This is a genomic window from Asaia siamensis (assembly GCF_014635085.1).
In the GTDB taxonomy this organism is placed as follows: domain Bacteria; phylum Pseudomonadota; class Alphaproteobacteria; order Acetobacterales; family Acetobacteraceae; genus Asaia; species Asaia siamensis.
The window spans coordinates 130,246-156,113 of sequence record NZ_BMCH01000006.1 but is presented as its reverse complement, the minus strand read 5'-3'; the positions used below and the strand labels follow the sequence as shown (position 1 = coordinate 156,113).

Below are 25,868 nucleotides of genomic sequence, written 5' to 3'. Positions count from 1 at the left end.
TTGCCCCGATGATCCGTGTCCCGTCTGCCGCACCATGCCAGCGCAGAAATCTTGCCGTCGTCCTTCTTTCCCTCACCGCTCTGCCTGGCATGGCCTTTGCCCAGGCAGAGCGAACGCAGGCCGTTCTGAACCAGGGTGACGCGCAAAAGACGCTCAGCCTGAGCCAGCCTGCCGGATCGCTCGAAGAAGTGCTGACCGGGCTTGCTCGCCAGTCTGGCCGCGACATCCTGTTCTCCAGCGATCAGGTGCGCGGGCGCAAGGCGCCAGCGGTCAAGGGCAGGCTGACGCTCGACAAGGCGCTTGAACGCGCGCTGGGCGGATCAGGTCTGAGTGCGCATGTGCAGGCCGATGGGGTGGTGGTGATCGCGTCGGCTGCGCGGGGCAGCAATTTCAGGCATGACGCCCGTGATGACCGGACGGGGCAGGAACATATCACGGTTATCGGGCGTGCCGAGCGTCTGGCCCCCTCGACAGTGCCGCTGACCATCACCGAGCCGACTTCCGTCATTCAGAAGCGCTTCATCACCAATAATATCGTGCCACTGGCAAGTGTGGACGACATCATCAAGTTCCAGCCCAGCATCTGGACGCAGAACCCGAACGGCCCCGGCATGGGCAAGGCCGAAACCATGAGCCTGCGCGGCTTTCAGGATGGTCAGTACAATATGCTCTTCGACGGCATCCCGTTCGGTAATGCCAGCGATCTGCATCACACGACCTCGTCGCTGTTCATCTCGCATTTTCTTGGCGAGGTGCAGGTCAATCGCGGGCCAGGAACAGCCTCAACCATTGGTAACGCCACCTTTGGCGGGACAATCGGGTTTCAGTCCCGCACGCCGGCGCAGCATTTTGGCGTCACGCCTTATGGCACCTATGGCAGCTTCAACACGCGCGCCGGTGGCGTCGAGGTGGATTCAGGCAAGACACGCTTCGGCTCCATGGTGCTCGATCTGCAGCATGAGGAAACCGATGGCTATCTGACAGGCTCGGGCGAGCGTCGTAATAACCTGCTGTTCAAGGATGTGGCGAAGCTGGGCGAAGACACGACCCTGACCCTTCTGACCACCTATAACTGGGAAAACCAGAACACGACCCAAGGGGCGACCCTTCAGCAATATAAAAAATACGGCAAGAATTACGGACTTTGCGATAACCCGACACTGCAATGCTATTCCGGCTATCAACCCAGCACCTACACGGCAGATTTCGATTACATCGACATCAAGAGCCGGGTGCTGAGCTGGCTGACTATAGAAAACCGTCTCTACACCAATGGCTTCGAGCATGATTATACGGAGTCGACCGATGCCAGCTCTGACGATCCAGGTGCCAATGGCGTGACGCTCTATTCTGCCAGTGGCAAAAAGCTTGCGACCTACAAGAACGACGTGCCCGGCAAATATGCCGATGCGAAGTTTCGCGATTACGGCGATACGCTCACCTTCAAGGCGCATACGTCGCAGGGCGATGTGCTGCTGGGAGCCTGGGCCGATCTGCAGGATGACCGCCGCTATACCTATGCCGTGGATCTGAGCAAGAACAGCATGATCGTGCCCGGCAAGAATGGTTCAGCGTACAGCTATGACATTTCAGACTTCAACACGACGGTTCAGCCTTATCTTGAATTCGACTGGAAGCCCTTCAAAAATACTGTCATCAAGCCGGGAATCAAATATTCCTATTTCCGTCGTGACTACGACGCCGCGATCAATAAATCGACCAAGGTACCGCTGAACGCGACACAGAAATTCAGCTCATGGCAGCCGTCGATCTCGGCAAACCAGATCATCCTGCCGGGCTGGAGCGCCTATGGCCAGATCGCCCGGGGTTTTCTTGCCCCGCCGATGAGCGTGTTCCAGACGCAGAATGTCGGCAATGTCAGCCCCGAGACCACGCTGAATTACCAGATCGGCACAGTTGTGCAGCAGAAGCGCTGGACCCTGTCTTTTGATGCCTATTACATCAATTTCTCGAATTTCATTGCGTCTGCGCAGATCAAGGTGCCGGGTTTCGGCACGCAGAGCACCTCGGTCAATAGTGGTGGTGCCATCTACAAGGGGCTTGAAGTCGAGGGGCAGTATGCGCTCGGCCATGGCGTATCGCTCTACGGCAATTACAGCGTGAACGATGCCCAGTACAAGCACAGCTCGGTGCGTGTGGCGGCCACACCCAATGTGCTGGCGTCGTTCGGTATTCTCTATGACGACAACAAGGGGCCGTATGCGTCACTGATCGGGAAATTCGTCGGCAATCATTATGGGCTCGACAGCACGACCGACAGCGCGGGCAATACGGTATTTGCCAATCAGTATCGCATCGGCAGCACGACAACGGCCGATCTCGCACTTGGCTGGCATTTCAAGAAGCTGGGCGGGTTCATGCGCGACGTGACGCCGAGCCTCAAGATTGCCAATCTGTTCAATAATCGCGCCATCAGCGATTTTGCAGGCAACCAGTCGGCAGCGAGTGCGGGCTATCCCGATGGCGCACCGCTCTACTGGCGGCTGGCAGGGCGCAGCGTGTTCTTCAACCTGACCGTGACGCTGCCCTGAGGAAGAGTCATGACAAAGACGCTTTTATTTGCTGCCTGTCTTGCCTCGCTGGGTCTCGGTTTTGCGGACCCTGCCTCAGCAGGGACGGTTGGTTTCTCGTCACTACCACTCCCTGATCATGCTGTTCTTGAACGTGTCGTGCTTGTCGCGCGGCATGGCATTCGAAGCCCGACGCATGGGCCAGAGGCGCTTGAGAAGGAAACAGGTGTTGTCTGGCCTGCCTGGCCTGTTGCACCGGGGCAGCTGACCGAACATGGCCGGGTAACGCTTGGGCGTATGATGCAGGATATCGCCCTCCATTACGATCTGGCCTGCGCCAGGCATCAGGGCCCGTGCCTGAGCAAGGCAGCGCCCGTGATATGGGCAGATTCCGCCGATGATCGCACGCGTCAGAGCGGGCAGATCATGGCTGAAACTCTCGTTCCGGCGCAGCATCTCATGGCACGGTCTCTGTCTCCGGCCATGCATGATCCGCTGTTTGACGCGGTCACGCCAGAATTCATCTTCAGAAACCGGACAATCCTTGCTGCCGAAGCCGCGTCTTTTCAGCGTGATGACGTTAAAGCACGCCCTCAATCTGTCGATCAGGGCCTGAGGGTTCTTCAGGACTTGATTGCCCCCGAGGGATGCAGCGGCGGAACCTCACCGTGTTTTTCGACACCTTTGACGATTGGCGAGAAAAAGGGCAGGGCGGTTCTGGAAGGTGGCCCGACACTGGCAGCGTCTGTGGCCGAGAATATCCTGCTCGTTTATGTGCAGGGCCTGGAAAATGCGGGCCCGCGCTGGGCACAGGCTCTTGCACCGGAGCTTCTGAAACGTGCCCTGCCAGTGCATGACTATCTTTCCGATCTGACGCGCCGACGGGGCACGCTGGTGAAGGAAAAATCGCGGCTCATGGCTGACGTAATCGACCGGTTTCTGAGCGGAGAGAGCGTGACGCTTTCCGATGGGTCGATCGTGCCGCGGGAAACGCGGTTTCTGGCCTTTGCCGGGCATGACACCACACTCGATGCGCTGGCTGCGCGTTATGGGCTCGGCTGGTCCTTTGCCGATCAGCCGGATCGCACCGCACCGGATACGACCCTTGCCTTCGAGCGCTGGCGCGATCACGCTGGCCACGCGCTCTATCGGGTCGTCATATTTCACCAGTCGCTGGCTGCCTTGCGCAATGGCGGCGGCCTTGATGAGGCCCATGGAGGCGCCATGATGGTGTCGGTAAAGCCTGCGCCTATGCCTGTGGAGTAAAAGAGAACGTCTCAGGTACAACTCTCCACTTGGCGGAGTCGCTGAAATTCGCATAGATCGCAGATTATGACGACAGCGCTTCTCTCCCTTCCGCTCTGGATGCAGTTTCTGGCAGGTTTTATCCTGCTGGGGCTGGGGCTTATGTTCATCCTCATGCCGTTTTCCATCTTTGGCGTGAAACCAAGGCTGGAAGAGGTCGAGTTGCAGCTCAACGAGGTACGCGCCGAATTGCGAATCATCGCGATGCGTCTCGCGCAGGGTGGCAGCGAGACGGGGCCGTCGGGCGAGCCTGTCTATGCCCCGCCCCGAAGAAGCTCTGCCCCCATCGAGCCGGCAGCGCCTGTCGTGACGCCGGTTTCCCGCGCGCCGGAGCCGTCACGCATGGCTGAACCCATGCCCTGGTCCTCTGAGGCCAGCCGTCAGGCGGCCCAGCGAACGATGCATGACAGCGTTCCGACGCCACGCCCTGAACCCGTCGCGAAAGAGGTCCCTCCCATGCGTGAGGCACCGCGCGATGGCGGGTTTGAGGAACGCCGGGAGCGTCCGGCGCCCTTGCCCGAGGCGCGTGACGATTACAGCTATGCGGAGTCCGGGGCTCAGGAGAGCGTGCACCGCATTCTGAGGCCGACCCATTTCGATCCGCCGCCACAGCGCGAGGCACCTCGCCCCCCAAGGCCGCCAGTGGCGCAGGATCAGGGAAATACCGGCCCATCGCGAAATGAGGTGCAGGATCAGGACGATGCCTGGCGCCTGAGGGTGCAGCGTCAGGAGATGGCCTCGCGCAGTGCCGCCGCAGAGGCAGAGCGTCTCAGGCAGGCAGAAGAGGCTGGCGCGCGTCGCGTGCGCTCGGAGCCGACCTTGAGATGGCCGCCGCGCCCCTGAAGGCAGCCGTATCCGCGGGTGCCATCCTTCAGGATAACGGCGCGGCAGGTCACCTTAACGTGCGGAATTGAAACCATTTTTTAAATCGGGCTGGCGATAGCCGGAAAATTCCCGTCCAGTCTGGGCCTCGTACCATCGGCTGGTCACGAGAGATTGCGCGGCAGAAACAAGCTGGGACGCGGTCCCTCTCCCCTGGATTTGTGTCATAGTATATCGACACCCATCCCAGTGGTGAGGTGAAGGAGTCACAACAACATGACCCGCAAATTGGACCAGCAAACCTGCCTTAAAGAGGTGCATGAAGCCGACCACGTGCGACCGAGACGATCATTGCTCGTCGGTGGCGCGGCCCTCATGACAGCGGGCACCATCAGAAGTGCCGTCGCGGCAGTCGGTCAGAAAAAACCTGCCATAGGCCCTCTGGGGCCACTCCCCGAACCGCCACCGGCTTTCACCGCGGGTCCCATCAAGCAGGGGCGCGGCTCGCAGCTTGCCGGGCGCGTTGCTGTGGTGACTGGCGCCGCTCGTGGCATCGGGCGCGCCATTGCCGTCGAATATGCGGCCAATGGTGCTGACGTGGTGGCTCTCGATATTGCTGGCCCGGTCAGTCCTGTAGCCGATGCGGTGCCCGCCAGTGGTGACGAGCTTGAGGAGACCGTGCGTCAGATCAGGGCATTCGGTCGCAATGCCATGGCGATCAAGGCCGATATCCGGCAGATCGCGGCACTTCGTGCGGCAGCGGAACAGGTTATCGCACATTTTGGCAGGATCGATATTCTGGTCGCCAATGCGGCCATCCAGGGCTGGAAGCCGCTTCTGGAAATGGACGATGCCGACTGGGACGACCAGATCGAGAATAATCTCAATGGCACGTCGCGTACGTTGCGCGCCTTCGTACCGCATATGATCGACCGCCATGGGGGCAGGGTACTGATCGTCTCTTCCATGCAGGGGCGGCACGGAACCAGGAACGGTGCCAGCTATTCGGCCTCGAAATGGGGGCTGATCGGTCTCATGAAGTCTGCGGCGATGGAATTCGCGCCATATGGCATGACGGTGAACGCCATCATCCCCGGGCTTGTCGGCACGGCACTCACGCTTAATCCGCAGCGTCTCGTCGCCGTCGAGCAGCAGGCCCATCACAAGGTCAAGGGCGACGTAACAGCGGCCCAGGCCTGGCGTGACCGTGCCAGAAGTGAGGTTCAGCCTGTCGGCTGGCTGCGTCCCGAGGATATCTCGCCAATCGCCGTTTTTCTGGCATCGGACGCATCTGCCCTGACGACGGGAGCCGAATTCGAGGTGAATGGCGGCGACAGCGCGCTCATGACCTGAGGGCAGGGAGCGTTTGCGCTCCCTTTGCCTTCTTTTCTAAGGCTGTCTGATCTCTCGCGTAGGAGATTTCAGCGGATCAGAACCAGATCGTCGCGATGGATCAGTTCATCGCGGCCGCTATGGCCGAGGCAGCGCGTGATATCCTCGGAGCGATGCCCCGCGATCTTGCGGGAATCTTCGGCATCATAGGCCGTCAGCCCACGCCCGATCTCATGGCCTTCCTCGTCGAGGATGACCACCAGTTCGCCTTGAGCGAAGACGCCTTCGATGGCCTTGACGCCTGCAGGCAGCAGCGAACTGCCATTGAGCAGGGCGCGCGCGGCACCCTGATCGACCGTGACACGCCCCTTGGTCTGCAAAGCGCCGGCAAGCCAGCGTTTGCGGGCGGAGCCAGCATCTTCAGACGCAAGAAACCAGGTGCAGCGGCCGTCATCCAGAAGGGTGCTGATAGGATGGGGCGAAAGGCCCGAGGCGATGGCCATGCGGGCGCCTGCCCGGGTTGCGATCTGGGCCGCCAGCAATTTGGTATGCATGCCGCCGGAGGAGTAGCCCGGTGGCGGCGCACCGCCCATGGCCATGATCGTTTCCGTCAGCGCGTCGACGACCGGCAGATGTTCGGCTGTCGGGTCGAGGCGCGGGTCGGCTGTATAGAGACCGTCGATATCCGAAAGCAGAACCAGCGTATCAGCGCCGATCATCTGTGCCACACGTGCCGCCAGACGGTCATTATCGCCGAAGCGTATTTCTGTCGTGGCAATGGCGTCATTTTCGTTGATGACAGGCACGCAGCCGAGATCGAGCAATGTGCGCAACGTCGCACGCGCGTTCAGATGACGTTCACGGTCTTCCGTATCGCCGGGTGTGAGCAGCAATTGCCCTGCCGTGAGATTCTGTAGGGCAAGGGCTGCGCTCCAGGCCTGAGCGAGCTGGATCTGACCGACGCTGGCTGCCGCCTGCTTTTCGTCCAGACGTAGCCTGCGCCCGATGAGACCCAGACGCACCCTGGCAAGGGCGATGGCGCCGGAGGACACCACAACAACGTCGGTCCCCTGAGCGCGCAGCCTCGCAATATCTTCGCAGACTGTGCTCAACCAGTGATGGCGAAGCTCGGCGTTCTTGGCATCGACAAGAAGGGCAGAGCCGATCTTGATGACAACGCAGCGTGCTTCAGCCAGTCGATTGGTCACAGAGAGGTCTCGCGTTCTTCCAGACGGTATTGGGTGACGCGATCCTGCACCAGACGCAGCAGCTCTGCCAGCCCCTCATGCGTTGCTGCCGACAAGGTGAACACTTCAGCGTCAGACGCCTTGGCGAGCGCCTTTTTCTTGGCGGTAATCTGGGTCTTTGTCAGGGCATCGCATTTGTTGAGCACGATGATCTCCGGCTTTTCGGCCAGGGTTTCATCATAGGCGGCAAGCTCGTTTCTGATCATGCGGTAGTTCTTGACCAGCTGGCTCTCGGTGCCATCCAGAAGATGGATGAGCATCGCGCAGCGTTCGACATGGCCCAGAAAGCGGTCGCCCAGGCCAGCGCCTTCACTCGCGCCCTCGATAAGGCCCGGAATATCGGCAATGACAAATTCCTCGGTCGCCGAAAGACGCACGACACCGAGCTGGGGATGCAGCGTCGTGAACGGGTAATCGGCAATCTTGGGCTTGGCGCGCGAGCAGACCGAGAGCAGGGTGGATTTGCCTGCATTCGGCAGACCTACGAGCCCGACATCGGCAATCAGTTTCAGGCGCAGCCACACCCAGCGTTCCTCGCCCGGCCAGCCCTTGTCTGCGCGGCGAGGGGCACGATTGGTGCTGGTCTTGAAGTTCGCATTGCCGAACCCGCCATCGCCACCCTTGCAGAGCAGCACTTCCTTGCCGTCCTCGTCGAGATCGGCCAGCATGGTCTCGCGGTCATCGTCGAAAATCTGGGTGCCGATCGGCACATTGATGATGACGGTCTCAGCCTTGGCGCCGGTTCGGTCGGAGCCCGCCCCATTGCCGCCCTTGCGGGCACGAAAATGCTGCGTGTAGCGGAAATCGATCAATGTGTTCAGATTGGGTACGGCGCGGAAAATGATGTCGCCGCCGCGGCCGCCATTACCGCCGTCAGGGCCGCCGAACTCGACATATTTTTCACGACGAAACGCGACGACACCATCCCCGCCATCGCCGGAGCGTACATAGATCTTGGCCTGGTCGAGGAATTTCATCGTCTGTCTCGTCTTCGTCCAAAAATAACGGTCTAAACAAGAAAGGCCGGCCCAAGTGGACCGGCCTCTCCCGTCAACTGGTTGTGGCCAGTCTTTACTCTGCGGCTTCTGCCAGCGTCACGGAAACGTGGACGCGGCCTTCGGCGCGGCGCGTGAACTTCACGGCGCCATCGGCGAGAGCGAACAGGGTGTGGTCACGACCAACGCCAACGTTCGAACCGGCCATCATCTTCGTGCCGCGCTGGCGAACGATGATGTTGCCAGCGATGACGGCTTCGCCACCGAACTTCTTGACGCCGAGACGGCGACCAGCACTGTCGCGTCCGTTACGGCTCGAACCGCCTGCCTTTTTTTGTGCCATGGAGGTCTCTCCTTCTCTCTAGCGTCAGTTACGCTGCGTTGATCGCGTCGATGCGCAGGACGGTCACGTGCTGACGGTGACCGTTCTTGCGACGGCTGTTCTGCCGGCGGCGCTTCTTGAAGATGATGACCGTGTCCAGGCGGTCCTGGGCGATCACGGTTGCCGTGACGGTGGCGCCAGGGACCAGCGGAGCGCCGATCTTGATGCCGGCGTCAGAGCCAACGGCCAGAACGTCGGAGAAGGTGATGGTCGTGCCGGCTTCGGCTTCGAGCTTTTCAACCTTCAGCGTGACCTGCGGGGTGACGCGATACTGCTTTCCGCCGGTGCGGATGACTGCGAACATATGTAAACTCTCTCAAGTCCGATCTCTTGGCAATTTTGCCGGGGTTTTCCCCCAGTCGGCATTGCCCAGTCGCTTTTTATTATTGGCCGGCGCGCAAGCACGCCCGCGAGGGGGGCTCACTACAGGAGGCGGCACGGCGACGTCAATCTTTATCGCGCTGCCACGGCAGGAAAATAAGGGGATCGCAAAAAGAATCGTCACGCCCCCTCTTGCGCGTGGCGCGATCTGCCCCTTATAAGCCGCCCACGACCAGGTGATCCTGCTACGGAGAGGTGCCAGAGTGGTCGATTGGGACGGTCTCGAAAACCGTTGTGCCTTCACGGGCACCGTGGGTTCGAATCCCACCCTCTCCGCCAGACCCGTCTAACGGTGTCTTCAGGTCACCGGTCATTTTCCCCCCCGCTCAAATCAATTGCTGGTCAGTCGATCAGAACAGACATCGTTATCGGTGGGCGATTTCTGATTTGTGCCTGTCACGGGGCTGAATGCTTTTCACTGCCTGCGAGAAACTCTAGAAGGGCTCATCCGGAAGGCAGTTGATGCCTTTGAACTGATGACAAGTCGGGTGCCGTCATGAAAGCGGTTTTGCTTCATGGACGCATCGCAAGAAAAACAGGACGATCAGACTCGTGAAAAGCGATATTTGCCCGCAATGCGGCTGTGAACACATCTATCAGGATGGCGGGCTCTGGGTCTGTCCCGAATGTGCCCTCGAATGGAGCATTTCGGAAGGTGCCGCCCCCGCTCAGGATGATGCTGTGGTGCGCGATGCCAATGGAAATCCTCTTGAAGACGGTGATACCGTCACCATCATCAAGGATCTGAAGGTCAAGGGATCGTCCTCAGTCATCAAGGGCGGCACCAAGATCAAGGGGGTTCGTCTTACCGATGGCCATGACGGGCATAATCTGTCCTGCAAGATACCGGGCATCGGTGCCATGAACCTCAAGTCGGAATTCGTCCGCAAGGCCTAGGTGCCGCAGGAAAGAGGAGGCAGCATGACGCGTGATCATTTTGGCGCCACCAGGATGGATCGTCGCACCTTGCTCACGGCCTCTTTCGCCGGATCGCTTTCCCTGCTTGGTGGCTGTCACGGGCCATCGCGTTCGCAATCACCCGATCAGATTGCCCTCTGGCCCGATACGCCACCCGGTGGGGGCGGGCCAGGAGGAATCGAGCAATCCACGGCAACAGGGGCGCTCTATAATATACGTGAGCCAAGGCTGGAGATATTCCGGCCGGAGCGCCCCAATGGCAGTGCCGTTCTCGTGGCGGCTGGCGGTGGCTATCAGCGGATCGGCATGCGTCGAGAAGCCTATCCAGCGGCACGATGGCTGACGGCACGGGGCATCACGGCATTCGTGCTTGTCTATCGCCTTCCGGGTGAGGGCTGGGCCGAGGGGCCGCTCGCCCCGCTTCAGGATGCGCGACGCGCTCTGGCACTAATCCGGCATCGCGCGTCTGCCGAAAATCTCGATCTAGACCGGGTTTCGCTGCTGGGGTTTTCGGCTGGTGGCCATCTTATGGGGATGACCGCCACGCATTGGGCCGGGGCAGGGCCGTTCTCCGCCGGGCCGGTCGGGGGCAGGCTGGCTCCTCTCGCCGGTGCCGCCCTGATCTATCCGGTCATCACGCTGGAAAAGCCGTACGACCACACGGCGACGCATCGCGACCTTGTCGGCACGAATTCTGACCCCGCTTTGGCGCGGTTGTGGTCCGTGCAAAGCCATGTGACATCAGGCTATCCGCCGGTCTTTCTGGCCCAGGCGGATAATGATCGCATCGCCAGCCCCTATAATGCGGCGCTCATGGCGCGCACCTGTGAGGCGATTGGCACCGAGGTCGATTATCACCGCCTGCCCACGGGCGGGCATGGCTTCGGCATGGGAGAGCCCGATCATGTCACATCCGAATGGCCCAACTGGTATCACGCCTGGCTGACCGAGCGCGGCATGGCCTGAGAGGGCCATTTTTCAGCGCGAGGGCGGACTGTGGCGTCGGCCCATCACGTAGGTTGCCTCGATGGCCCGATCGTCACCCAGCATCGACAAGGCGAAAAGCAGATCCGGCACGGTTTCGGCCCGCTCGGCCCGTTGCGCCATGAGAGTGGTAGCCATGGGATTCAGCACGCAGATATCGGCCTCGGCCCCCGGTTCGATCTGGCCGATCTGGGGGGCAAGGCCGAGCGCCTGAGCCGCCCCGGCTGTGGCCAGCCAGTAGGATTGCACAGGGTGCAGGCTCGTGCCGTGTGATTGGGCCGCTGTATAGGCATCGTTCATCACGCGCAGCATCGAAAGACTGTTGCCGCCACCTATATCGGTGCCAAGGGCGACCGCGACGCGGCGGTCCGGGCGCAAGGCATCGAAAAGGCGGAACGCCCCGCTGCCCAGAAAGGCGTTCGATGTCGGACAATGGGCGAGGGTACAGCCCGCATGAGAGCAGCGTGTGAGATCCTGCTCTGTGACATGCACGGCATGGCCGAAGATGCTGCGGGGCCGCACAAGCCCGGCACGATCATAGACATCGAGATAACCGGAGCGATGCGGAAACAGCGCTTCGACCCAGCGTGCTTCCTGCACGGTTTCGAGCAGATGGGTCTGCATGAACAGGCCCGGTGCCGTATCGAGCAACGCACCGGCAAGGTTCAGCTGCTCTTCCGTGCTTGTTGGCGCAAAGCGTGGTGTGACGGCGTAAAGCTGCCGACCCGTGCCATGCCAGGTGTCGATAAGGCGTCGCGACTCGTCATAGCCGCTTTGTGCCGTATCGCGCAGATAATCGGGCGCATTGCGATCCATCAGCACCTTGCCCGCAATCATGCGGGTGTTGCGCTTTTGCGAGGCCGTGAAAAATGCCTCCACTGATTCAGGGTGAACCGTACAATAGACCGCCGCTGTCGTGGTGCCATGATCGAGCAGGCTGTCGAGAAAGCTCTCGGCAATCTGACCGGCATAGACGCGATCGGCAAAGCGGCGTTCTTCCGGAAAAACATAGCGTTCGAGCCATGAAAGAAGCTGCTCGCCATAGGAGGCAATGACGCCGAATTGCGGGTAATGCACATGGGCGTCGATGAAGCCGGGCCCGATCAGACATCCACGATGATCTGTAACCGGCATGCCCGGCGGCAAGTCGCGAGCGAGATCGGCGTAGTTGCCAATGGCGGTGATACGACCGGACTCGATGACCACGAGGCCGTCAGTGTCAGTCAGCAGGGCATCCTGTGGGGGCATGTCGAACGGGTTGCCGGCAAAGCGCAGGGTCGTGCCGCGCAAGGCGAGGCTTGGTAGTTCGGGCGTCATCGCGACTCCTCCAGAATGTAGCGGCTCGTGAAGCTCTGGGTCTCGTCGAGAAACGCCGCATTGGCCACCAGCTCATCCCTGATGACCACGAGATAGGAAATGCCCCTGATCAGTTCGAGCCGTGTCACCAGATCGCGCTCGGTGCGATCAAGCGCGCGCAGGCGGCGTACAGCGGCAGCGGCAACGCGTGCGGGCCGGTCATGGCGGTCGCGCGTGTATTCCATCCGGTCGAGAAGCAACTCGATGGCACGTCGTGCAGTAACAGGCAGATGCTCGCGATCAAGAAGGGTACGCAATCTGATCGCATTGAGACCGATCGTCATGACCGCAAGCGTCCCTTGCAGATAGCTCTCGACAATCGGCAGAGGCGAGGGGCCGGCATGGCGGATAAGCCGGGCAAAGCGATCGATGTTGCGGCCGATCCAGAGGCGGGTTTCGGGTGCCTTGCGCAAATGGCAGAGCGCGCGCAATTCGCCCAGCATCTGCTTGCGCAGGCGTAGACGCTCCGATTGCGGGTTGAAAGGCAGGAATGTGTGAAAGACCAAAACGGCGGCGCAGGCTGCCATGACGGTTGAGGTTGCTCCGTTGAAGAAGGCAATTTCATCAAGCCGGTGGTGGTTCTGCACATTCACCATACTTGGCATCAGAAGCCCGTAAGCTGCCGCAGCTCCAGCTGTCGGCACATTGACCCGGGCAAGACCGCCGATGAACATCGCAGGCCCGAAGGCCATGATGAACATTTCGTACGTGTCGAATTTCGGCACGAAAATGAAGGTGAGAATCCCTCCCGCAATAACCGACCAGATCGTTCCCTTGAGAAAGGTGGTGGTGCCAAGAACCGGATTTTCCTGAGTGGCAAACAAGCCGCAGATCAGGGAGGTCATTGAAATGAAGGCGGTGCCATTCGGCCAGGCAGTGACCTCCCAGACCAGCGCCGTGAACAGGATGGCTGCCATCACGCGCAGGCCGTTATTGATTGCGTTGCGCGGATCGTGATGGGATTGCAGGCGGAACTGGAAGCGATCGCCACGAATGAGATGCGTGCTGGCATCATATTCGATGATGGCGATCTCGAGATCGTTCAGCAGCTCGCCCAGTGCAACATGCAGCACGCGTTCATCGACCGGGGCGAGCAGAACGGGTTCTTCCTGATCCGATCGTATGAAAGGGGCTGCGTGAACGCGGCAATCTTCAATAAGGATATGCAGATCGGCGAGGATGGATTGTACAGGCTCCTGCGCTTTCAGCCGCGCCTCAAGCCCACGCAGAAAGATCTGGGCGTCATGCGACGTTTCTCGAAAACTGCCATGGCTGTGCGAGAGCGCTGCCAGACGGGCGGCCATGCCGAAGCCTCGTGAGAGCAGGATGGAAACGGCAGCAAGGGCAGCGCGGGCATGGTCGCCCTCATGCCCATGCGGCCCCATCTCGATTTCTGCAAACTCGATTTCGCTGTTGAGACGCAGGATAGTGGCGAAAAGCTCGCGCGCCTTGCGCTGGGTCGTCGCCGCATCAGAGAGAATATCGGCGATCGAGAGTGACACCAGAGACAGGGCTGATTGCAGCTTGGTACGCACGGCCTGCCGTGCCTGACGCTCCTGACTGGTGGCGAAGATGAGGCCCATCGCCGCCTCGCAGATCACGCCGAGCGCAATATAGGTGGAGCGCGAGACCGCGATCATGAAGACGTTTTCAGGGTCGTAGACCGCGCCCATTGCGATGATGGCGCAGGTATAGCCCGACAAGACGAGGGCATAAGCGCGAAAATTGCTGACAAAGGTCGCAATGCCCGCACAAAGCCCCATCCAGAGCGCCAGTGTCAGAAAGAACAGGAGCGGTTGCTGGGGGAACACTGTGAAAAGACCGACTGCCGCAATGGCACCGATAACGGTTCCAACGATACGCCATCTGGCCTTTGAGAGACTTTCGCCACGCGTGCCCTGTGCGACGGCCCAGACGGTCATTGTTGCCCAGATCGGGCTGTCGAGCTCCATCCACATGGCAATGCCCAAAGCCAGGAGGGCGGCGATGGTATTGCGCAAGGCAAACTCGACCGCCTGCGAGGAGGGAGCAAAAAGCCACGCCCATCGATTGCGGCGCAGCGACAGGGAGACGCTTCCGAAGGAATTGGGGTTCAGGGAAAAACGGGAAAAGAAGCGCAAGACTGGCAAGACCGGGATTCACACGGTTGAAAAAGGCCGATGCGGCACAGAAGTGTCCATGATGACAGTCTGCGGGAATGAAGAAAAGCGCGGGGCGGCCCCCACGATCTAAACATTCATTAATTCGATTCGGGTATAGCCGCAGAATAGCGCGAGCCCTGACATCCGCCTCGCAAAGAATGCGCAGCGCTCTAGTCACACCTCCGGTTTCGCTCTTGAGAATGGGCGCGCATGGCAGAAAAGTTTGTTAACGACCGTTATTCTGCGCGTGTGAAACTCGGGCTTTGTGCCTCTGGGCTATGGAACGCGAGGCGCGCCTCGATGTTAGACACGAGGCCTTACTTCATTACCGACCTGTTGCGTCAGTATCAATTTGATGCAGTGCAGTCGAGCGGTGACTCCTGAAGGTATGGCAAAGGAAGCTTCTATTGTGGGTGGGCCATTGTCACGAACCGACGTCAGTCAACCGACTCGTTTTCAAGAAAACGGGGAAAGAGGGGGAGTTCCGGCTGTTGCCATATCTCGCCTCATAGAAAACGGCGACTCAGAATGACGAGAAGGCGGGTATGGTGAGCCAATGGGGAAAGAATAGAATGCGTTAATTATTCAGTAATTGACCTAATTTTTGACACATTCCTTTGTGGATAAAAAAAATAATCCCGTTTATCCTTGATTTATCAAAAAGTTTACAAACGTGTTCTATTGTATTTTGACGGGCATTGACGGAATGGTCAGAAAAAATCGTTTTGGTCTGTTGCGAATAGGGTTTATTTTCTTGATAAAGCAGAGGGAACATTGTGAATTCTAGGGGTCTTTAACAGGAAACTCCGAAAAGAATAAAAACCAAAGAAGAAATCGTTAAACCTATTTACCTCACAAAGGTGATGGTATAAAAGATCCAGTTAAAAGAGTTAAACTTTAACAAAGAGAAAATAAATGTCAGAGTCTGAAAACAACGTCGCCCTGCTTGAGCTGACCGCTCAGATTGTTTCATCTCATGTTGCAAATAATCCCATGGCTGGCGAAGAGCTCCCGGGGATGATCAAGCAAGTATACAACGCGCTGCAGGGTGCTGGTCAGGCAGATCCCGAGCCGGAGCGTCCGCAGCCTGCCGTGCCGATCAAGCGCTCGGTTTTCCCGGATTACATCGTCTGCCTTGAAGACGGTAAGAAGCTGAAGATGCTCAAGCGTCACCTGCAGAGCGCCTATGGCATGACGCCTGAGCAGTATCGTGAGCGTTGGGGCCTGCCGAGCGACTACCCGCTGGTGGCACCGAACTACGCCGAGCGTCGTTCGCATCTGGCTCGTGAAATCGGCCTTGGTCGCAAGATCAATGCTGGTGGCGATGCCGCTGCCCGCGCTTCGGCTGCTGAAGGCACTGAGGGTGAAGAGCGTCCGGCTCGTCGTGGACGCGCCAAAAAGGCCTGATTCCACTTTTACCCAGTAGACTCGACCTTAAAGGCAACTCATCCTGTGATGAGTTGCCTTTTTTATTGCCGCACGAGGAAACGGGTCATGACGAACGAGACGATACCGGGTGATGACGCCAGTAACGTGAACCAATACCAGCGTCGTCGTCTCGTGCTCTGGCGAGGGGTGGCCCTCGCTGCGCTCGTTGTTGCGGGTGCGGCACTCTTCCTGCCCGCGCGCCATCATGCGCCTGCCAATGCGATTGCGCGTTTCGAGATCAAGGGAGTCATTTCCGATCAGGTTCGTCCTCAGGTCGAGGCGATCGAGCGCGCTGAGCGCGATCCGCATATCCGAGGCCTGTTGCTTGTGATCGATAGTCCCGGCGGCGGCGTTACAGGGGGTGTCGCCTTGCATGATGCTGTGGCGTCCTTTGCGGCGCACAAGCCTGTTGCGGTCTCCATGCAGGGCACGGCTGCCTCTGCGGGCTACATGATTGCGGTTTCGGCCCAGCGCATCTTTGCCTACCCCTCGACGATTACAGGATCGATCGGTGTGATCATGATCAGGCCCGACGCCTCGGGCCTGCTTGGTCGAATCGGATTGACGACCGACACAATCGTTTCGGGGGCCATGAAGGATCAGTCGCAGCCCTTCGTGCCGCTCAAGCCGGAAGGGCGGGTCATGCTGCAGGGAATTGTCGACGATCTTTTCGACCAGTTTGTGACCATGGTCTCCAAGGGGCGTCATCGGCCGGTCGAAGATATTCGCGCTCTGGCCGACGGTCGTCCCTATACGGGTCGTCAGGCAGTGCCCCTGCATCTGATCGATCAGCTGGGTGATGAAGACCAGGCGCTGGTGTGGCTGCATGGCCAGATACATGACGGCAAAGACCTGCCCTTGAGGACAATCGAGGCCAAAAAGCCTGCTCATTCGTTTTTCGGTCGTCTGCAGCGTAAACTGGGGGGCGACTGGTTTGGCATCGGCCAGGCCGTCGAGGCCCTGACCGCCTATCAGAAGCTTGACGGTGCGGTAGCGATTTTGCCACGGTAGCCGTGATCACAGTCCCCGGATTGCCCTCAGGGGCCATCCAATCGATTTCGAGAGCGCATAGTTTTCTTCATGACGAAATCAGAACTCATTGCTGAACTCTCAGCGGTGCATCCTCACCTGAATGCTCGCGACATCGAACTGATCGTCCAGACGATCCTGTCGGAGATTTCGTCTGCGCTCTCTCGCGGCGACAGGGTCGAGATACGTGGCTTTGGCGCTTTTGTCGTGAAGAAGCGTGAGGCGCGTCAGGGACGTAATCCACGCACCGGGTCGAGTGTGGCTGTCGGCGAGAAGACGATTCCGTTCTTCAAGGCAGGCAAGGAGCTGCGTGAACGGGTCAATCGTCTCCATACCCGGAAAACTTGACTTCCAAAGGGCGGCCGACCGCTTCTTCAAGCCTTGATGCCGCGCCTGGCAAAGAGGCGCGTGACGAAAGGGGCCGTTAAAGCTTTGCGCTCTGGATTTCGCTCAGCAGGAAATCGCGCAGAACGGTGATGCGTTTCGACATCTTGAGTTCTTCAGGATAGACGAAAAAGGCTTCCACGGTCGGTATCGGCTCGTGGGGCAGGATACGAACCAGTTCGGGATGCGCCTGAGCCAGATAGGTAGGCAGCGAGCCGATGCCGGCGCCATTGGCGATTGCGCTGGCAATTGCCGGAAAGCTGTTGATTTCGAGCTTGTTGCGCACCGATCCGTGGCTCTGACGACGCACAAGATCAAGCAGCCAGAAGGCGTCGGGCAGTGGCGGCGATAGCCCGGCAAAACCAACCAGATGATGTTGGGACAGTTCGGCGATGCTCGTCGGCATGCCATGCTGATCGATATAGGCCTGACTGGAATAGATCGGCATCAGGAAATTTGCGAGATGACGCTGGATCAGATCGGCCTGACGAGGGGGATGCATGCGTATGGCCACATCCGCCTCTCTCATGCCCAGATCGAGATCCGTGTCCTCCATGATGAGGCTGACTTCGATATCGGGATGAAGCGCCAGAAAACGCTGAAGCCTCGGTGCGAGCCAGCCCAGCCCGAAGCCTGAGGTGGTCGTGATCTTGAGCTCACCCTTTGCCTTGACCTTGCTCTCGCTCAGATAGGCCTGGGTCAGGGAGAGTTTCGAGAACACTTCCCTGACTGTGTGGTTCAACGTTTCGCCCTGTTCGGTCAGGATGAGCCCGCGCGCATGCCGATGAAACAGCGGCACGTTGAGAGTCTCTTCCAGAGCAGAGATCTGGCGTGACACGGCAGACTGGCTGAGATTGAGCCTGTCTCCGGCATGAGTGAAAGACCCAGCTTCAGCGACAGCATGGAAGATACGCAGTTTGTCCCAGTCCATGCCGGCTTTCCTAGAGCTCGTCTCCGACCGCGGGACAGAAAAAGGCCTGACAGGCTCGGTCGCCTGTCAGTGTCCCATGCGGTCATGAAATGTTGATTTCATTGACTTGGCAGCATTCTTTGACGCTGCCAAGTCATTTTATGCAGCAGATCTTACGCAAGAATAACGATCTGGCTCTTACGACAATCCAGCAAGAAGATGCTCGGCTTCAAGTGCGGCCATGCACCCGGTACCGGCCGCAGTAATGGCCTGGCGGAATTTCTTGTCCTGCACGTCACCTGCCGCGAATACGCCGGGAACCGAGGTCCTGGTGCTGCCTGGTGTGGTCACGATATAGCCTTCGGAGTCGCAGTCGAGGGTCTCGCGGAACGGCCCGGTATTGGGGCTATGTCCGATGGCAACGAAAACCCCGTCTACGGCAAGACTCTGTTCGCTGCTGTCCTGCGTATTGCGCAGCCTGACGCCGCAAACGACCTCCGGCTTGCCTTCACCCAGAATTTCCTCGACTTCATGGTTCCAGAGCACCGTGATCTTGGGATGGGCAAAAAGACGGTCCTGCAGAATGCGCTCGGCGCGCAGCGTGTCGCGGCGATGGATCAGCGTCACATGATCGGCATGATGGGTAAGATACAGCGCTTCCTCGACTGCCGTGTTGCCGCCCCCGATCACGGCCACTTTCTTGCCGCGATAGAAGAAGCCGTCACAGGTGGCGCAGGCCGAAACGCCGCCGCTTTGCAGGCGTGCCTCAGAGGGAAGGCCGAGCCATTTGGCCTGGGCGCCGGTCGCAATCACGACAGTGCGGGCCAGATAGATAGCGCCTGAATCGGCGATGAGCGTGAAATAACCGTCTTCGGTCTTCTGGTCGAAATGCGCCTCTGTGATCAGGTCATAATGGATCTGCGTGCCTACATGCTCGGCCTGCAGACGCATCTGCTCGACCAGCCACGGCCCCTGAACCGGCTCGGCAAAGCCGGGGTAGTTTTCGACTTCGGTGGTGATGGTCAACTGACCACCGGGCTGAAGCCCTGCCACGAGAATCGGCTTGAGATTGGCGCGGGCGGCATAGATGGCTGCGGTATAACCCGCCGGCCCGGCGCCGATAACGAGCAGGTCGGTCTTGAAGCTCTGGCTCACAGATGGGGTCCTCGGTCTGGGGCCGGCGAACGCTGCGCCGAGCCAATGTGAAGAGACATGTATCAAGAGACATGGCTCTTGGGTCATGATGCAGATATAGGTGATGCGGCGTGCCTGCCAACCGACTAGTTTTGACCGACCCTCACGGTGACGATGACTGACAACGACTCAGAAGACCCCCATTTCCATCCCGGTTCGTCGCGGGGTGATACGCCTGCGGGGGGAATCGCTCCGGGGCCTTCCGCCTCCGGGATTGTCGATCTCGACCCGATCGATCGTCAGATCGTGGCGGAGCTCCAACGTGATGGTCGCATGACCAATGTGGAACTGGCGCGTCGTACCGGCATCTCGGCCCCACCTTGCCTGCGACGCGTAAGACGGCTGGAAGAGGTGGGCGTCATCGAGGGCTATCATGCTGATGTCGACGCTTCGAAGCTCGGCTGGTCTCTCACCTTTTTTGCGCTGATCGGGCTCGAGAGCCAGAAAGGTAGCGTACTTGAGGCTTTCGAGGCCGAGATTGCCGGCTGGGCTGAGGTGCGGGAGTGCCACATGATCCGTGGCGGTGGCGATTTTCTCGTGAGGCTCGTGGCCCGTGATGCGGCCCATCAGAACTATCTGACCAAGAGACTGACAGATCTCGATCATGTGGTGCGTGTGCAGACCCTGCAGACAATCCGCACCAGCCTCAGCAGAGCCGGTGTGCCGGTATGATCGAGCCGCTTCCTGCGGATCTGACACTCGTCATTCCCTGTTATAATGAGGCCCCCAATGTTGTGCCGCTTATCGAGGGCGTGAAACGCGCTCTTGAAGGCATGAAATGGGAAATCGTTTTCGTTGACGATAATTCTCCCGACGGCACGGCACGCGCGGTGGAGCAGGCCGCGCAGACGGATCCGCGCGTACGGCTCATCCGCCGGGTCGGGCGTCGTGGTCTCTCTTCTGCCGTGATCGAGGGGGCGTTGTCGTCCACCGCGCCGGTCATTGCCGTCATGGATGGCGATCTCCAGCATGATGAGGGCATCTTGCGTGACCTCGTGACGCCGCTGCTCGAAAACCGCGCTGATATCGCGGTTGCGAGCCGCCATGCAGAAGGGGGCGATAGCAGCGGTCTGGCCAATCGCTGGCGGCATATGCTGTCGCAGGCGGGCATCAGGCTGGCGCAAAGCATCTTGCCGATGACGCTGACCGACCCGATGAGCGGTTTTTTTGCGATGAGGCGGCCGCTCTTCGAGCGGGCTGTGCCGAAGCTCACAGGGACCGGGTTCAAGATCCTGCTGGAAATCGTGCTTTCCGTGCCCGATACAGCGCGGCTGATCGAGGTGCCGTTCGTTTTTCGTCCGCGCGTCGCCGGTGAGAGCAAGCTCAGCCCTCTGGTCATGGTGCAGTTTCTGGGCATGCTGATCGAGCGTGCTTTTGGCGGCTGGCTGCCCACACGGTTCATCATTTTTGCAACGGTTGGGTTGATCGGGATTGCGGTCAATCTCGTGGTTTCTGAGCTGTCGCGTTTTGGCGGTGCCGATTTTCAGCTCAGCCAGGTGATCGGCACGGCTTGCGCCATACTGGTCAATTTTCAGCTCAATAACCGGATCACCTATCTCGATCGCCCGCTGAGGGGGAAACGCTGGCTGCCCGGTCTGTGCATTTTTGTCATCGGCGCCACGATCGGTGCTGTCGGCAATATCGGCGTGGCGCAGCTTCTTTATGATACACACTGGCACTGGAGCGGCGCGAGCGCGGCCGGTGCCGTAATCGGCGTGGTCTGGAATTATGCGATTGCCTCAACCCTCGTCTGGCGCTGACGGGTTCAGCGTTTTCGGTCTCGATAACAAGCGCGCCGTCACGTTCTTCTGGGTTCTGCTGGTTGGTCTGACATTACTGCGTCTTGCTCTGGCAGCCCGGTTGGGCGTCACGCCCGACGAAGCCTATTACTGGCTTTGGTCACAGCATTTGCAATCCGGCTATCTCGATCATCCACCTATGGTGGCGCTCTGGATCAGGCTGGGCACGATGCTTTTCGGCAATGGGCCGCTTGGCATCCGGTTCCTGGGGCCGGTCTCGGCTCTGCTCGGGTCACTGGCACTCTACCGGGCCGGTCGCGACCTTCTTGGCTCTCCAGCCGCTGGATATCGCGCCGCATTGCTGCTCAATTCGACGCTCATGCTCGGCCTGGGGGCAGCCACAGCCACGCCTGACACGCCTCTCGTGTTTTTTCTTGCCCTTGTGCTCTGGTCGCTCGGGCGCCTGATCAGGACCGGTCAGCCCATCTGGTGGCTTGCCATTGGCGTGTTTCTGGGTCTCGCCTTCGACAGTAAATACACAGCCGTGCTTCCCGGTCTGGGGTGCGGTCTCTGGGCATTGGCAACGCCTTCCATACGTCGCCACTGGGGCTGGATTCTGGGTGGGATCCTGTCCGGATTGTTGACGATTGCTCCGGTTCTGCTCTGGAATGCGGCGCATCACTGGGCGAGTTTCGCCAAGCAGGGCGGCCGGGCAGGGGACTGGCATCCCTTGCGCGCCCTGAATTTTCTGGCTGAGCTGGCCGGAGGGCAGATCGGTCTTGCCACGCCGATCATCTTCATCCTGTTCTGCCTCGGGCTGGTCTGGTGTCTGAGGCGCGCGGGCGATGATAGTGTCGCACGTCTGCTGGCCTGCCTTTGCGTGGTGCCGGTCGCTGTGTTCGTGCAGCATGCCTTTGGCGGACGCGTGCAGGCCAACTGGCCGGTCGTGCTCTATCCCGCAGCCTCTCTTGCTGCTGCTGCAACGGGGCGACGCATTGGTCTGGCTTGCGCTTTGGGGCTGATCCTGACCGGGCTTGTCACGATACAGGGCATCTTTTCTCCGCTCAGGCTCTCTGCGCATCATGATGTCATTGCGCGCCAGACGGCGGACTGGTCCGGTCTGACGCATCGTCTGCGCGAAGCACTTCCTGACGACGTATCGCTTGTGGCCGGCGACTACGCATTGGCGACCATCATCGCCTATCATGATCCGGCTCATGCCCTGTTCAGCTATGACAAGCGCTGGGCGTATCTTGGTCGCGCGCTTCAGCATCCTGAGCGCGCCATGCTCGTTCTGCGCGATACCGAGCAGCCCGACCTCCCGGCGTCCTGGCTGGGGGCACAGGACCAGCGTCGCTTCTGCCGCATGCTGCGTAATGCGCCCATGGTCTGCTACAAGCTGATTCCGCTGACACTTCCTGCCGATATGCAGATGTACAGACTGCCCTGACGTGATCGGAAACAGGTGCAGAACGCCTGTTTCCCTCATCGAATGGCTGCTCTAGGCTCTTCGGGATTTCCACGAGGAGAGAGTCATGAGGCGCATTCTGTTGGCGATGACATCGCTTGTCTGCACATCCCTGATCGGATTGGTGCCGCTTCAGGCCAAGGCCGACCCTGCTGCAGTGCCATCGCGCACCGTGCTGGAACAGGTCGAGGGAAAAGAGGCTCTGGACTGGGTGCGCGCCCAGAACAGCCGCAGCGCTTCCGTTCTGCAGTCTGATCCGCGTTATCAACGTTTTTACGATGCGGTGCTCAAGGTCGAGCAGGCGCCGGGGCGTCTGCCTCTGCCTGATCTGCAGGGCGGGCAGATCTGGAATTTCTGGCAGGACGCCGCCCATCCCAAGGGAGTGTGGCGTGTTGCCAGCGAGGCCTCCTACGCGCAGCCTTCACCTGTCTGGAAAACGGCAATCGATCTCGATGCCCTCTCGAGGCAAGAGCAAAAGGACTGGGTTTTCCAGGGTGCCGATTGCCTCGAGCCTGAGGCCAGGCGTTGCCTGATAGCCTTGTCCCTCTCGGGCGAAGACGCGGCGGTCTATCGAGAATTCGACACGACGACCAACAGCTTTGTTGCAGACGGGTTTGATCTGCCTCGCTCGAAGCAGCGTGTGACCTGGCTTGATCGCGATACGCTTCTTGTATCGCGTGACTGGGGCGCAGGAAGCATGACGCGCTCGGGTTACCCCTTCAGCGTGCGCCTTGTGAAGCGAGGCCAGCCCCTGGAAGCCGCGAAGGAAATCTATCGTGGTGATGAGGGTGACATGATTGTCGAACCTCAGGTGATGCATGACCAGACCGGTCGTCAGATCGCCATCATCCAGCGCAACCTCGATTTCTTCAGAAGCGAATACCGTGTCTATGATCCTGCGACGGGCAGCCTGACCCAGATCGCCCTGCCGCAGAAAATCGGCTATCTCGGCTTTTACGATGGCAAGCTGATCCTGCGTCTCGATCAGGACTGGGTCTCGGGCGCGCATTTCGCGCGGGGCAGCATCGTGGCAGTCGATCCAGCTGCGCCCGGCAAGGCGCCTGTCCTTGTCTTCGCCCCTGACAAAAGCGAGACGACAGCCGATATCGGCGTTACGTCAAAGGGGGTGATCGCTGTCGTTTACAGGGATGTGCAACCTTCGGTTAGGCTCTACAGCCCGACGGGAAAAAACGGCAGCTGGCAGGAGAAATATTTCATCCTCCCGCGCATGAGTTCGGCGACGCTGCAATCCTCGTCGCCCTCGGTCAGCCACGCCTATCTGCGCGTCGAAGGCTATATCATTCCGCCAGAGCTCTGGAGCTTCGACTCTGCCGATGGCTCGTCCAGAAAGATCAAGACGACTCCCGCCCTGTTCGACGCCAAGGGGCTGAAAACCGAGCAGTTCTGGGTGAAATCGAGCGATGGGGTCGAGATCCCGTATTTCGTAACCCATCGTCGCGACTGGAAGATGGATGACCACAACCCGGTGCTGTTCACAGCCTATGGCGGGTTCGATCTCTCTTACCTGCCAACCTATTACGCCGATATCGGCAAGACCTGGCTTGAGCATGGTGGCGTTTACGTTGTCGGCAATATCCGTGGCGGTGGGGAGTTTGGCCCTGCCTGGCACGAGGCGGCCATGAAGTCAGGGCGTCAGCACGCCTATGATGATTTTGCTGCAATCGGGCGCGATCTCGCCACCCGTCATATCGCAGACAAAGACCATCTGGGCATTCGCGGCCGCTCCAATGGCGGTCTGCTGATGGGGGTGGAATTCACCCAGCATCCTGAACTGTGGAAAGCCGTGATTATCGGTGTTCCGCTGCTCGACATGGAGAATTTCGAGACCATGGCCGCAGGGGCCTCCTGGGCGGCGGAATACGGGCATATGGCCGATCCGGCTGAAAGCCCCTTCCTGAAGCGTATCTCGCCCCTGCAACAGCTGAAGAAGGACGTCGCCTATCCGGTGCCCTTCATCTTTACCTCGACCAAGGATGATCGCGTCGGACCGGTTCATGCGCGGCTCTTTGCCGCGCGTCTCGCCGAGCTGGGCAAGCCCTTCTTCTATTATGAGGATACCGAGGGCGGCCATGCCGGGACGGTCAATGCACGGGAGATTGCCCATGAGCGCGCTCTTGAGGCGGTCTATCTCTTCCGGAGCCTGATCGATCAGGATGCCGCATCCAAACACTGAAGCAGGGATTGGCCTGATAACAGGAAACGGGGCAGGGAGCTGCAGGCTCACTGCCCCGTTCGGTCTATGGATCTTGCAGACGTTTATGACCGAGAGATGAAGGGAATCATCCGGGCACAAAAAAACCGCCGTGAAAACGGCGGTTGATCTGTTTGCCGTGGAGGCAAGCTGATTAGAAGCCTTCACGCTCCAGGCGCTTGCGCTCCATCTTGCGGGCGCGGCGAACCGCTTCTGCCGCTTCACGAGCGCGACGCTCGGAGGGCTTCTCGAAGTGGCGACGCAGCTTCATCTCGCGGAAAACGCCTTCGCGCTGCATCTTCTTCTTTAGCGCCTTGAGCGCCTGATCAACATTGTTGTCACGAACCAGAACCTGCACGGGTCTGCCATCTCCTGTCCGACCATGGGATCATGGTCTTGTTTGTAAATGCGATGCCAGGAACGCGATACCGATGGCAGTGCGTTCCAAAGAGGCCGCCGCCTTAGCACAGGTTTTGAAGAGGACACAAACGGTTTGAGCAGTATCGTCCGAAAATTATTCATGTCACGATGCAGTTCTGGACCGAAACTTTTTCAGTCGGTGAAGGACAAGGTGATTAAATGGCGTTGCTGAAAATCGCGCGAATGGGGCACCCGGTATTGCTCCAGACAGCGCAACCGGTTGAAGATGTTCATTCTTTATCCGTAAGGCAACTTGTTTCCGACATGATCGAAACGATGCTTGATTCCCGTGGGGCCGGGCTCGCCGCGCCGCAGGTTCACAAATCCTTGCGTCTTTTTGTTTATCATGTTCCCGAGCAGCGCTGTGCCGAGGTTGAGATGCCGATTCCGCCTCGCGTGCTCATCAACCCCGAAATCACGCCGGTCGGCGATGCCATCATGCAGTGCACCGAGGGGTGCCTCTCACTGCCGCTGCTGCGAGGGGTGGTGCCGCGCCATGCCGTCGTCGCTTATAAGGGGCTCGATCTCGACGGCTCGTTGATCAGCGGCGAGGCGCGCGGCTTTCACGCCAATGTGCTGCAGCATGAATTCGATCATCTCAATGGTGTTCTCTACACCATGCGCATCAGGGATTTCGGCAGTTTCGGCTATGCCGATGAGCTGACAGCCCCACGCGACAGCGAGGATTGA

At 59.5% G+C, this 25,868-nt stretch carries 23 protein-coding genes and 1 tRNA gene; 15 read left to right on the top strand and 9 right to left on the bottom strand.

The window, feature by feature from the left end; genetic code table 11:
- Window positions 1-8 precede the first annotated feature (8 nt).
- The 4 genes from IEV53_RS11735 (at window position 9) to IEV53_RS11720 (ending at window position 6,011) form a co-directional block, all read left to right on the top strand.
- On the top strand, window positions 9-2,552 hold the full coding sequence (locus IEV53_RS11735) for a TonB-dependent receptor domain-containing protein (RefSeq protein ID WP_229719855.1): 2,544 nt from the start codon (window positions 9-11) through the stop codon (window positions 2,550-2,552).
- A gap of 9 nt (window positions 2,553-2,561) precedes the next feature.
- Window positions 2,562-3,797: a histidine-type phosphatase gene (locus tag IEV53_RS11730; protein WP_188427016.1), complete on the top strand. Its 1,236-nt coding sequence runs from the start codon at window positions 2,562-2,564 to the stop codon at window positions 3,795-3,797.
- A gap of 66 nt (window positions 3,798-3,863) precedes the next feature.
- The gene (locus tag IEV53_RS11725) at window positions 3,864-4,679 is read left to right on the top strand and encodes a hypothetical protein (protein WP_188427014.1); all 816 of its coding nucleotides are present in this window, start codon (window positions 3,864-3,866) and stop codon (window positions 4,677-4,679) included.
- 255 nt (window positions 4,680-4,934) lie between these two features.
- Window positions 4,935-6,011, top strand: coding sequence for an SDR family NAD(P)-dependent oxidoreductase (locus IEV53_RS11720; RefSeq protein WP_229719854.1), 1,077 nt, complete (start codon window positions 4,935-4,937; stop codon window positions 6,009-6,011).
- A gap of 68 nt (window positions 6,012-6,079) precedes the next feature.
- On the opposite strand, the gene proB is transcribed toward IEV53_RS11720, so the two are convergent.
- The 4 genes from proB to rplU form a co-directional block, all read right to left on the bottom strand.
- A complete protein-coding gene (proB, locus tag IEV53_RS11715) occupies window positions 6,080-7,198 on the bottom strand; it encodes a glutamate 5-kinase (protein WP_188427012.1) in 1,119 nt (372 codons plus the stop codon).
- On the bottom strand, window positions 7,195-8,214 hold the full coding sequence (obgE, locus tag IEV53_RS11710) for a GTPase ObgE (RefSeq protein WP_188427010.1): 1,020 nt from the start codon (window positions 8,212-8,214) through the stop codon (window positions 7,195-7,197). The genes proB and obgE overlap by 4 nt, the downstream gene beginning before the upstream one ends.
- A gap of 94 nt (window positions 8,215-8,308) precedes the next feature.
- On the bottom strand, window positions 8,309-8,575 hold the full coding sequence (gene rpmA / locus IEV53_RS11705) for a 50S ribosomal protein L27 (RefSeq protein ID WP_025840841.1): 267 nt from the start codon (window positions 8,573-8,575) through the stop codon (window positions 8,309-8,311).
- A 28-nt stretch (window positions 8,576-8,603) separates the two neighbouring features.
- A complete protein-coding gene (rplU, locus tag IEV53_RS11700) occupies window positions 8,604-8,918 on the bottom strand; it encodes a 50S ribosomal protein L21 (RefSeq protein WP_188427008.1) in 315 nt (104 codons plus the stop codon).
- A gap of 266 nt (window positions 8,919-9,184) precedes the next feature.
- Between rplU and IEV53_RS11695 the strand changes: the two genes are divergently transcribed.
- From IEV53_RS11695 to IEV53_RS11685, 3 genes are all read left to right on the top strand, one after another.
- A tRNA-Ser gene (locus tag IEV53_RS11695) sits at window positions 9,185-9,274 on the top strand.
- A gap of 273 nt (window positions 9,275-9,547) precedes the next feature.
- Window positions 9,548-9,892, top strand: a complete 345-nt coding sequence (locus IEV53_RS11690; RefSeq protein ID WP_188427006.1) for a zinc ribbon domain-containing protein YjdM — start codon at window positions 9,548-9,550, stop codon at window positions 9,890-9,892.
- A gap of 24 nt (window positions 9,893-9,916) precedes the next feature.
- Entirely contained in the window at window positions 9,917-10,879 is a 963-nt protein-coding gene (locus IEV53_RS11685; protein ID WP_229719853.1) for an alpha/beta hydrolase, read from the top strand.
- Between the two features lie 12 nt (window positions 10,880-10,891).
- On the opposite strand, the gene guaD is transcribed toward IEV53_RS11685, so the two are convergent.
- Window positions 10,892-12,214, bottom strand: coding sequence for a guanine deaminase (gene guaD, locus IEV53_RS11680; protein WP_188427004.1), 1,323 nt, complete (start codon window positions 12,212-12,214; stop codon window positions 10,892-10,894).
- Window positions 12,211-14,373 (bottom strand): FUSC family protein, encoded by a 2,163-nt coding sequence (locus tag IEV53_RS11675; RefSeq protein WP_229719852.1) that lies wholly within the window; start codon window positions 14,371-14,373, stop codon window positions 12,211-12,213. The genes guaD and IEV53_RS11675 overlap by 4 nt, the downstream gene beginning before the upstream one ends.
- A gap of 936 nt (window positions 14,374-15,309) precedes the next feature.
- Between IEV53_RS11675 and IEV53_RS11670 the strand changes: the two genes are divergently transcribed.
- The 3 genes from IEV53_RS11670 to IEV53_RS11660 all read left to right on the top strand — a co-directional run bounded on the left by IEV53_RS11670 (window position 15,310) and on the right by IEV53_RS11660 (window position 17,199).
- Complete coding sequence (locus IEV53_RS11670) at window positions 15,310-15,801, top strand: MucR family transcriptional regulator (protein WP_188427002.1); 492 nt, start codon at window positions 15,310-15,312, stop codon at window positions 15,799-15,801.
- Window positions 15,802-15,888: 87 nt separating this feature from the next.
- Window positions 15,889-16,833 carry a signal peptide peptidase SppA gene (gene sppA / locus IEV53_RS11665; RefSeq protein WP_188427000.1) on the top strand — a complete coding sequence of 315 codons (945 nt, stop codon included), beginning with the start codon at window positions 15,889-15,891 and terminating at the stop codon, window positions 16,831-16,833.
- A gap of 69 nt (window positions 16,834-16,902) precedes the next feature.
- Window positions 16,903-17,199: an integration host factor subunit beta gene (locus IEV53_RS11660; protein ID WP_188426998.1), complete on the top strand. Its 297-nt coding sequence runs from the start codon at window positions 16,903-16,905 to the stop codon at window positions 17,197-17,199.
- 76 nt (window positions 17,200-17,275) lie between these two features.
- Here the strand turns inward: IEV53_RS11660 and IEV53_RS11655 are convergent, their stop codons facing one another.
- Together IEV53_RS11655 and trxB are read right to left on the bottom strand one after the other, a co-directional pair.
- Window positions 17,276-18,166, bottom strand: a complete 891-nt coding sequence (locus IEV53_RS11655; protein WP_188426996.1) for a LysR family transcriptional regulator — start codon at window positions 18,164-18,166, stop codon at window positions 17,276-17,278.
- A 177-nt stretch (window positions 18,167-18,343) separates the two neighbouring features.
- Window positions 18,344-19,300, bottom strand: a complete 957-nt coding sequence (gene trxB, locus IEV53_RS11650) for a thioredoxin-disulfide reductase (protein WP_229719851.1) — start codon at window positions 19,298-19,300, stop codon at window positions 18,344-18,346.
- A 153-nt stretch (window positions 19,301-19,453) separates the two neighbouring features.
- On the opposite strand from trxB, the gene IEV53_RS11645 reads away from it, so the two are divergent.
- From IEV53_RS11645 to IEV53_RS11630, 4 genes are all read left to right on the top strand, one after another.
- On the top strand, window positions 19,454-20,011 hold the full coding sequence (locus IEV53_RS11645; RefSeq protein WP_188426991.1) for an Lrp/AsnC family transcriptional regulator: 558 nt from the start codon (window positions 19,454-19,456) through the stop codon (window positions 20,009-20,011).
- Window positions 20,008-21,099 carry a glycosyltransferase family 2 protein gene (locus tag IEV53_RS11640; RefSeq protein ID WP_188426989.1) on the top strand — a complete coding sequence of 364 codons (1,092 nt, stop codon included), beginning with the start codon at window positions 20,008-20,010 and terminating at the stop codon, window positions 21,097-21,099. Before IEV53_RS11645 ends, IEV53_RS11640 begins: the two co-directional genes overlap by 4 nt.
- On the top strand, window positions 21,074-22,528 hold the full coding sequence (locus IEV53_RS11635; RefSeq protein ID WP_188426987.1) for an ArnT family glycosyltransferase: 1,455 nt from the start codon (window positions 21,074-21,076) through the stop codon (window positions 22,526-22,528). Before IEV53_RS11640 ends, IEV53_RS11635 begins: the two co-directional genes overlap by 26 nt.
- A gap of 85 nt (window positions 22,529-22,613) precedes the next feature.
- Window positions 22,614-24,740, top strand: coding sequence for a prolyl oligopeptidase family serine peptidase (locus tag IEV53_RS11630; protein WP_229719850.1), 2,127 nt, complete (start codon window positions 22,614-22,616; stop codon window positions 24,738-24,740).
- Between the two features lie 172 nt (window positions 24,741-24,912).
- On the opposite strand, the gene rpsU is transcribed toward IEV53_RS11630, so the two are convergent.
- Entirely contained in the window at window positions 24,913-25,116 is a 204-nt protein-coding gene (rpsU, locus tag IEV53_RS11625) for a 30S ribosomal protein S21 (protein WP_007283570.1), read from the bottom strand.
- 221 nt (window positions 25,117-25,337) lie between these two features.
- Here rpsU and def point away from each other — a divergent pair, with 221 nt between their 5' ends.
- A complete protein-coding gene (gene def, locus IEV53_RS11620; RefSeq protein WP_188426985.1) occupies window positions 25,338-25,868 on the top strand; it encodes a peptide deformylase in 531 nt (176 codons plus the stop codon).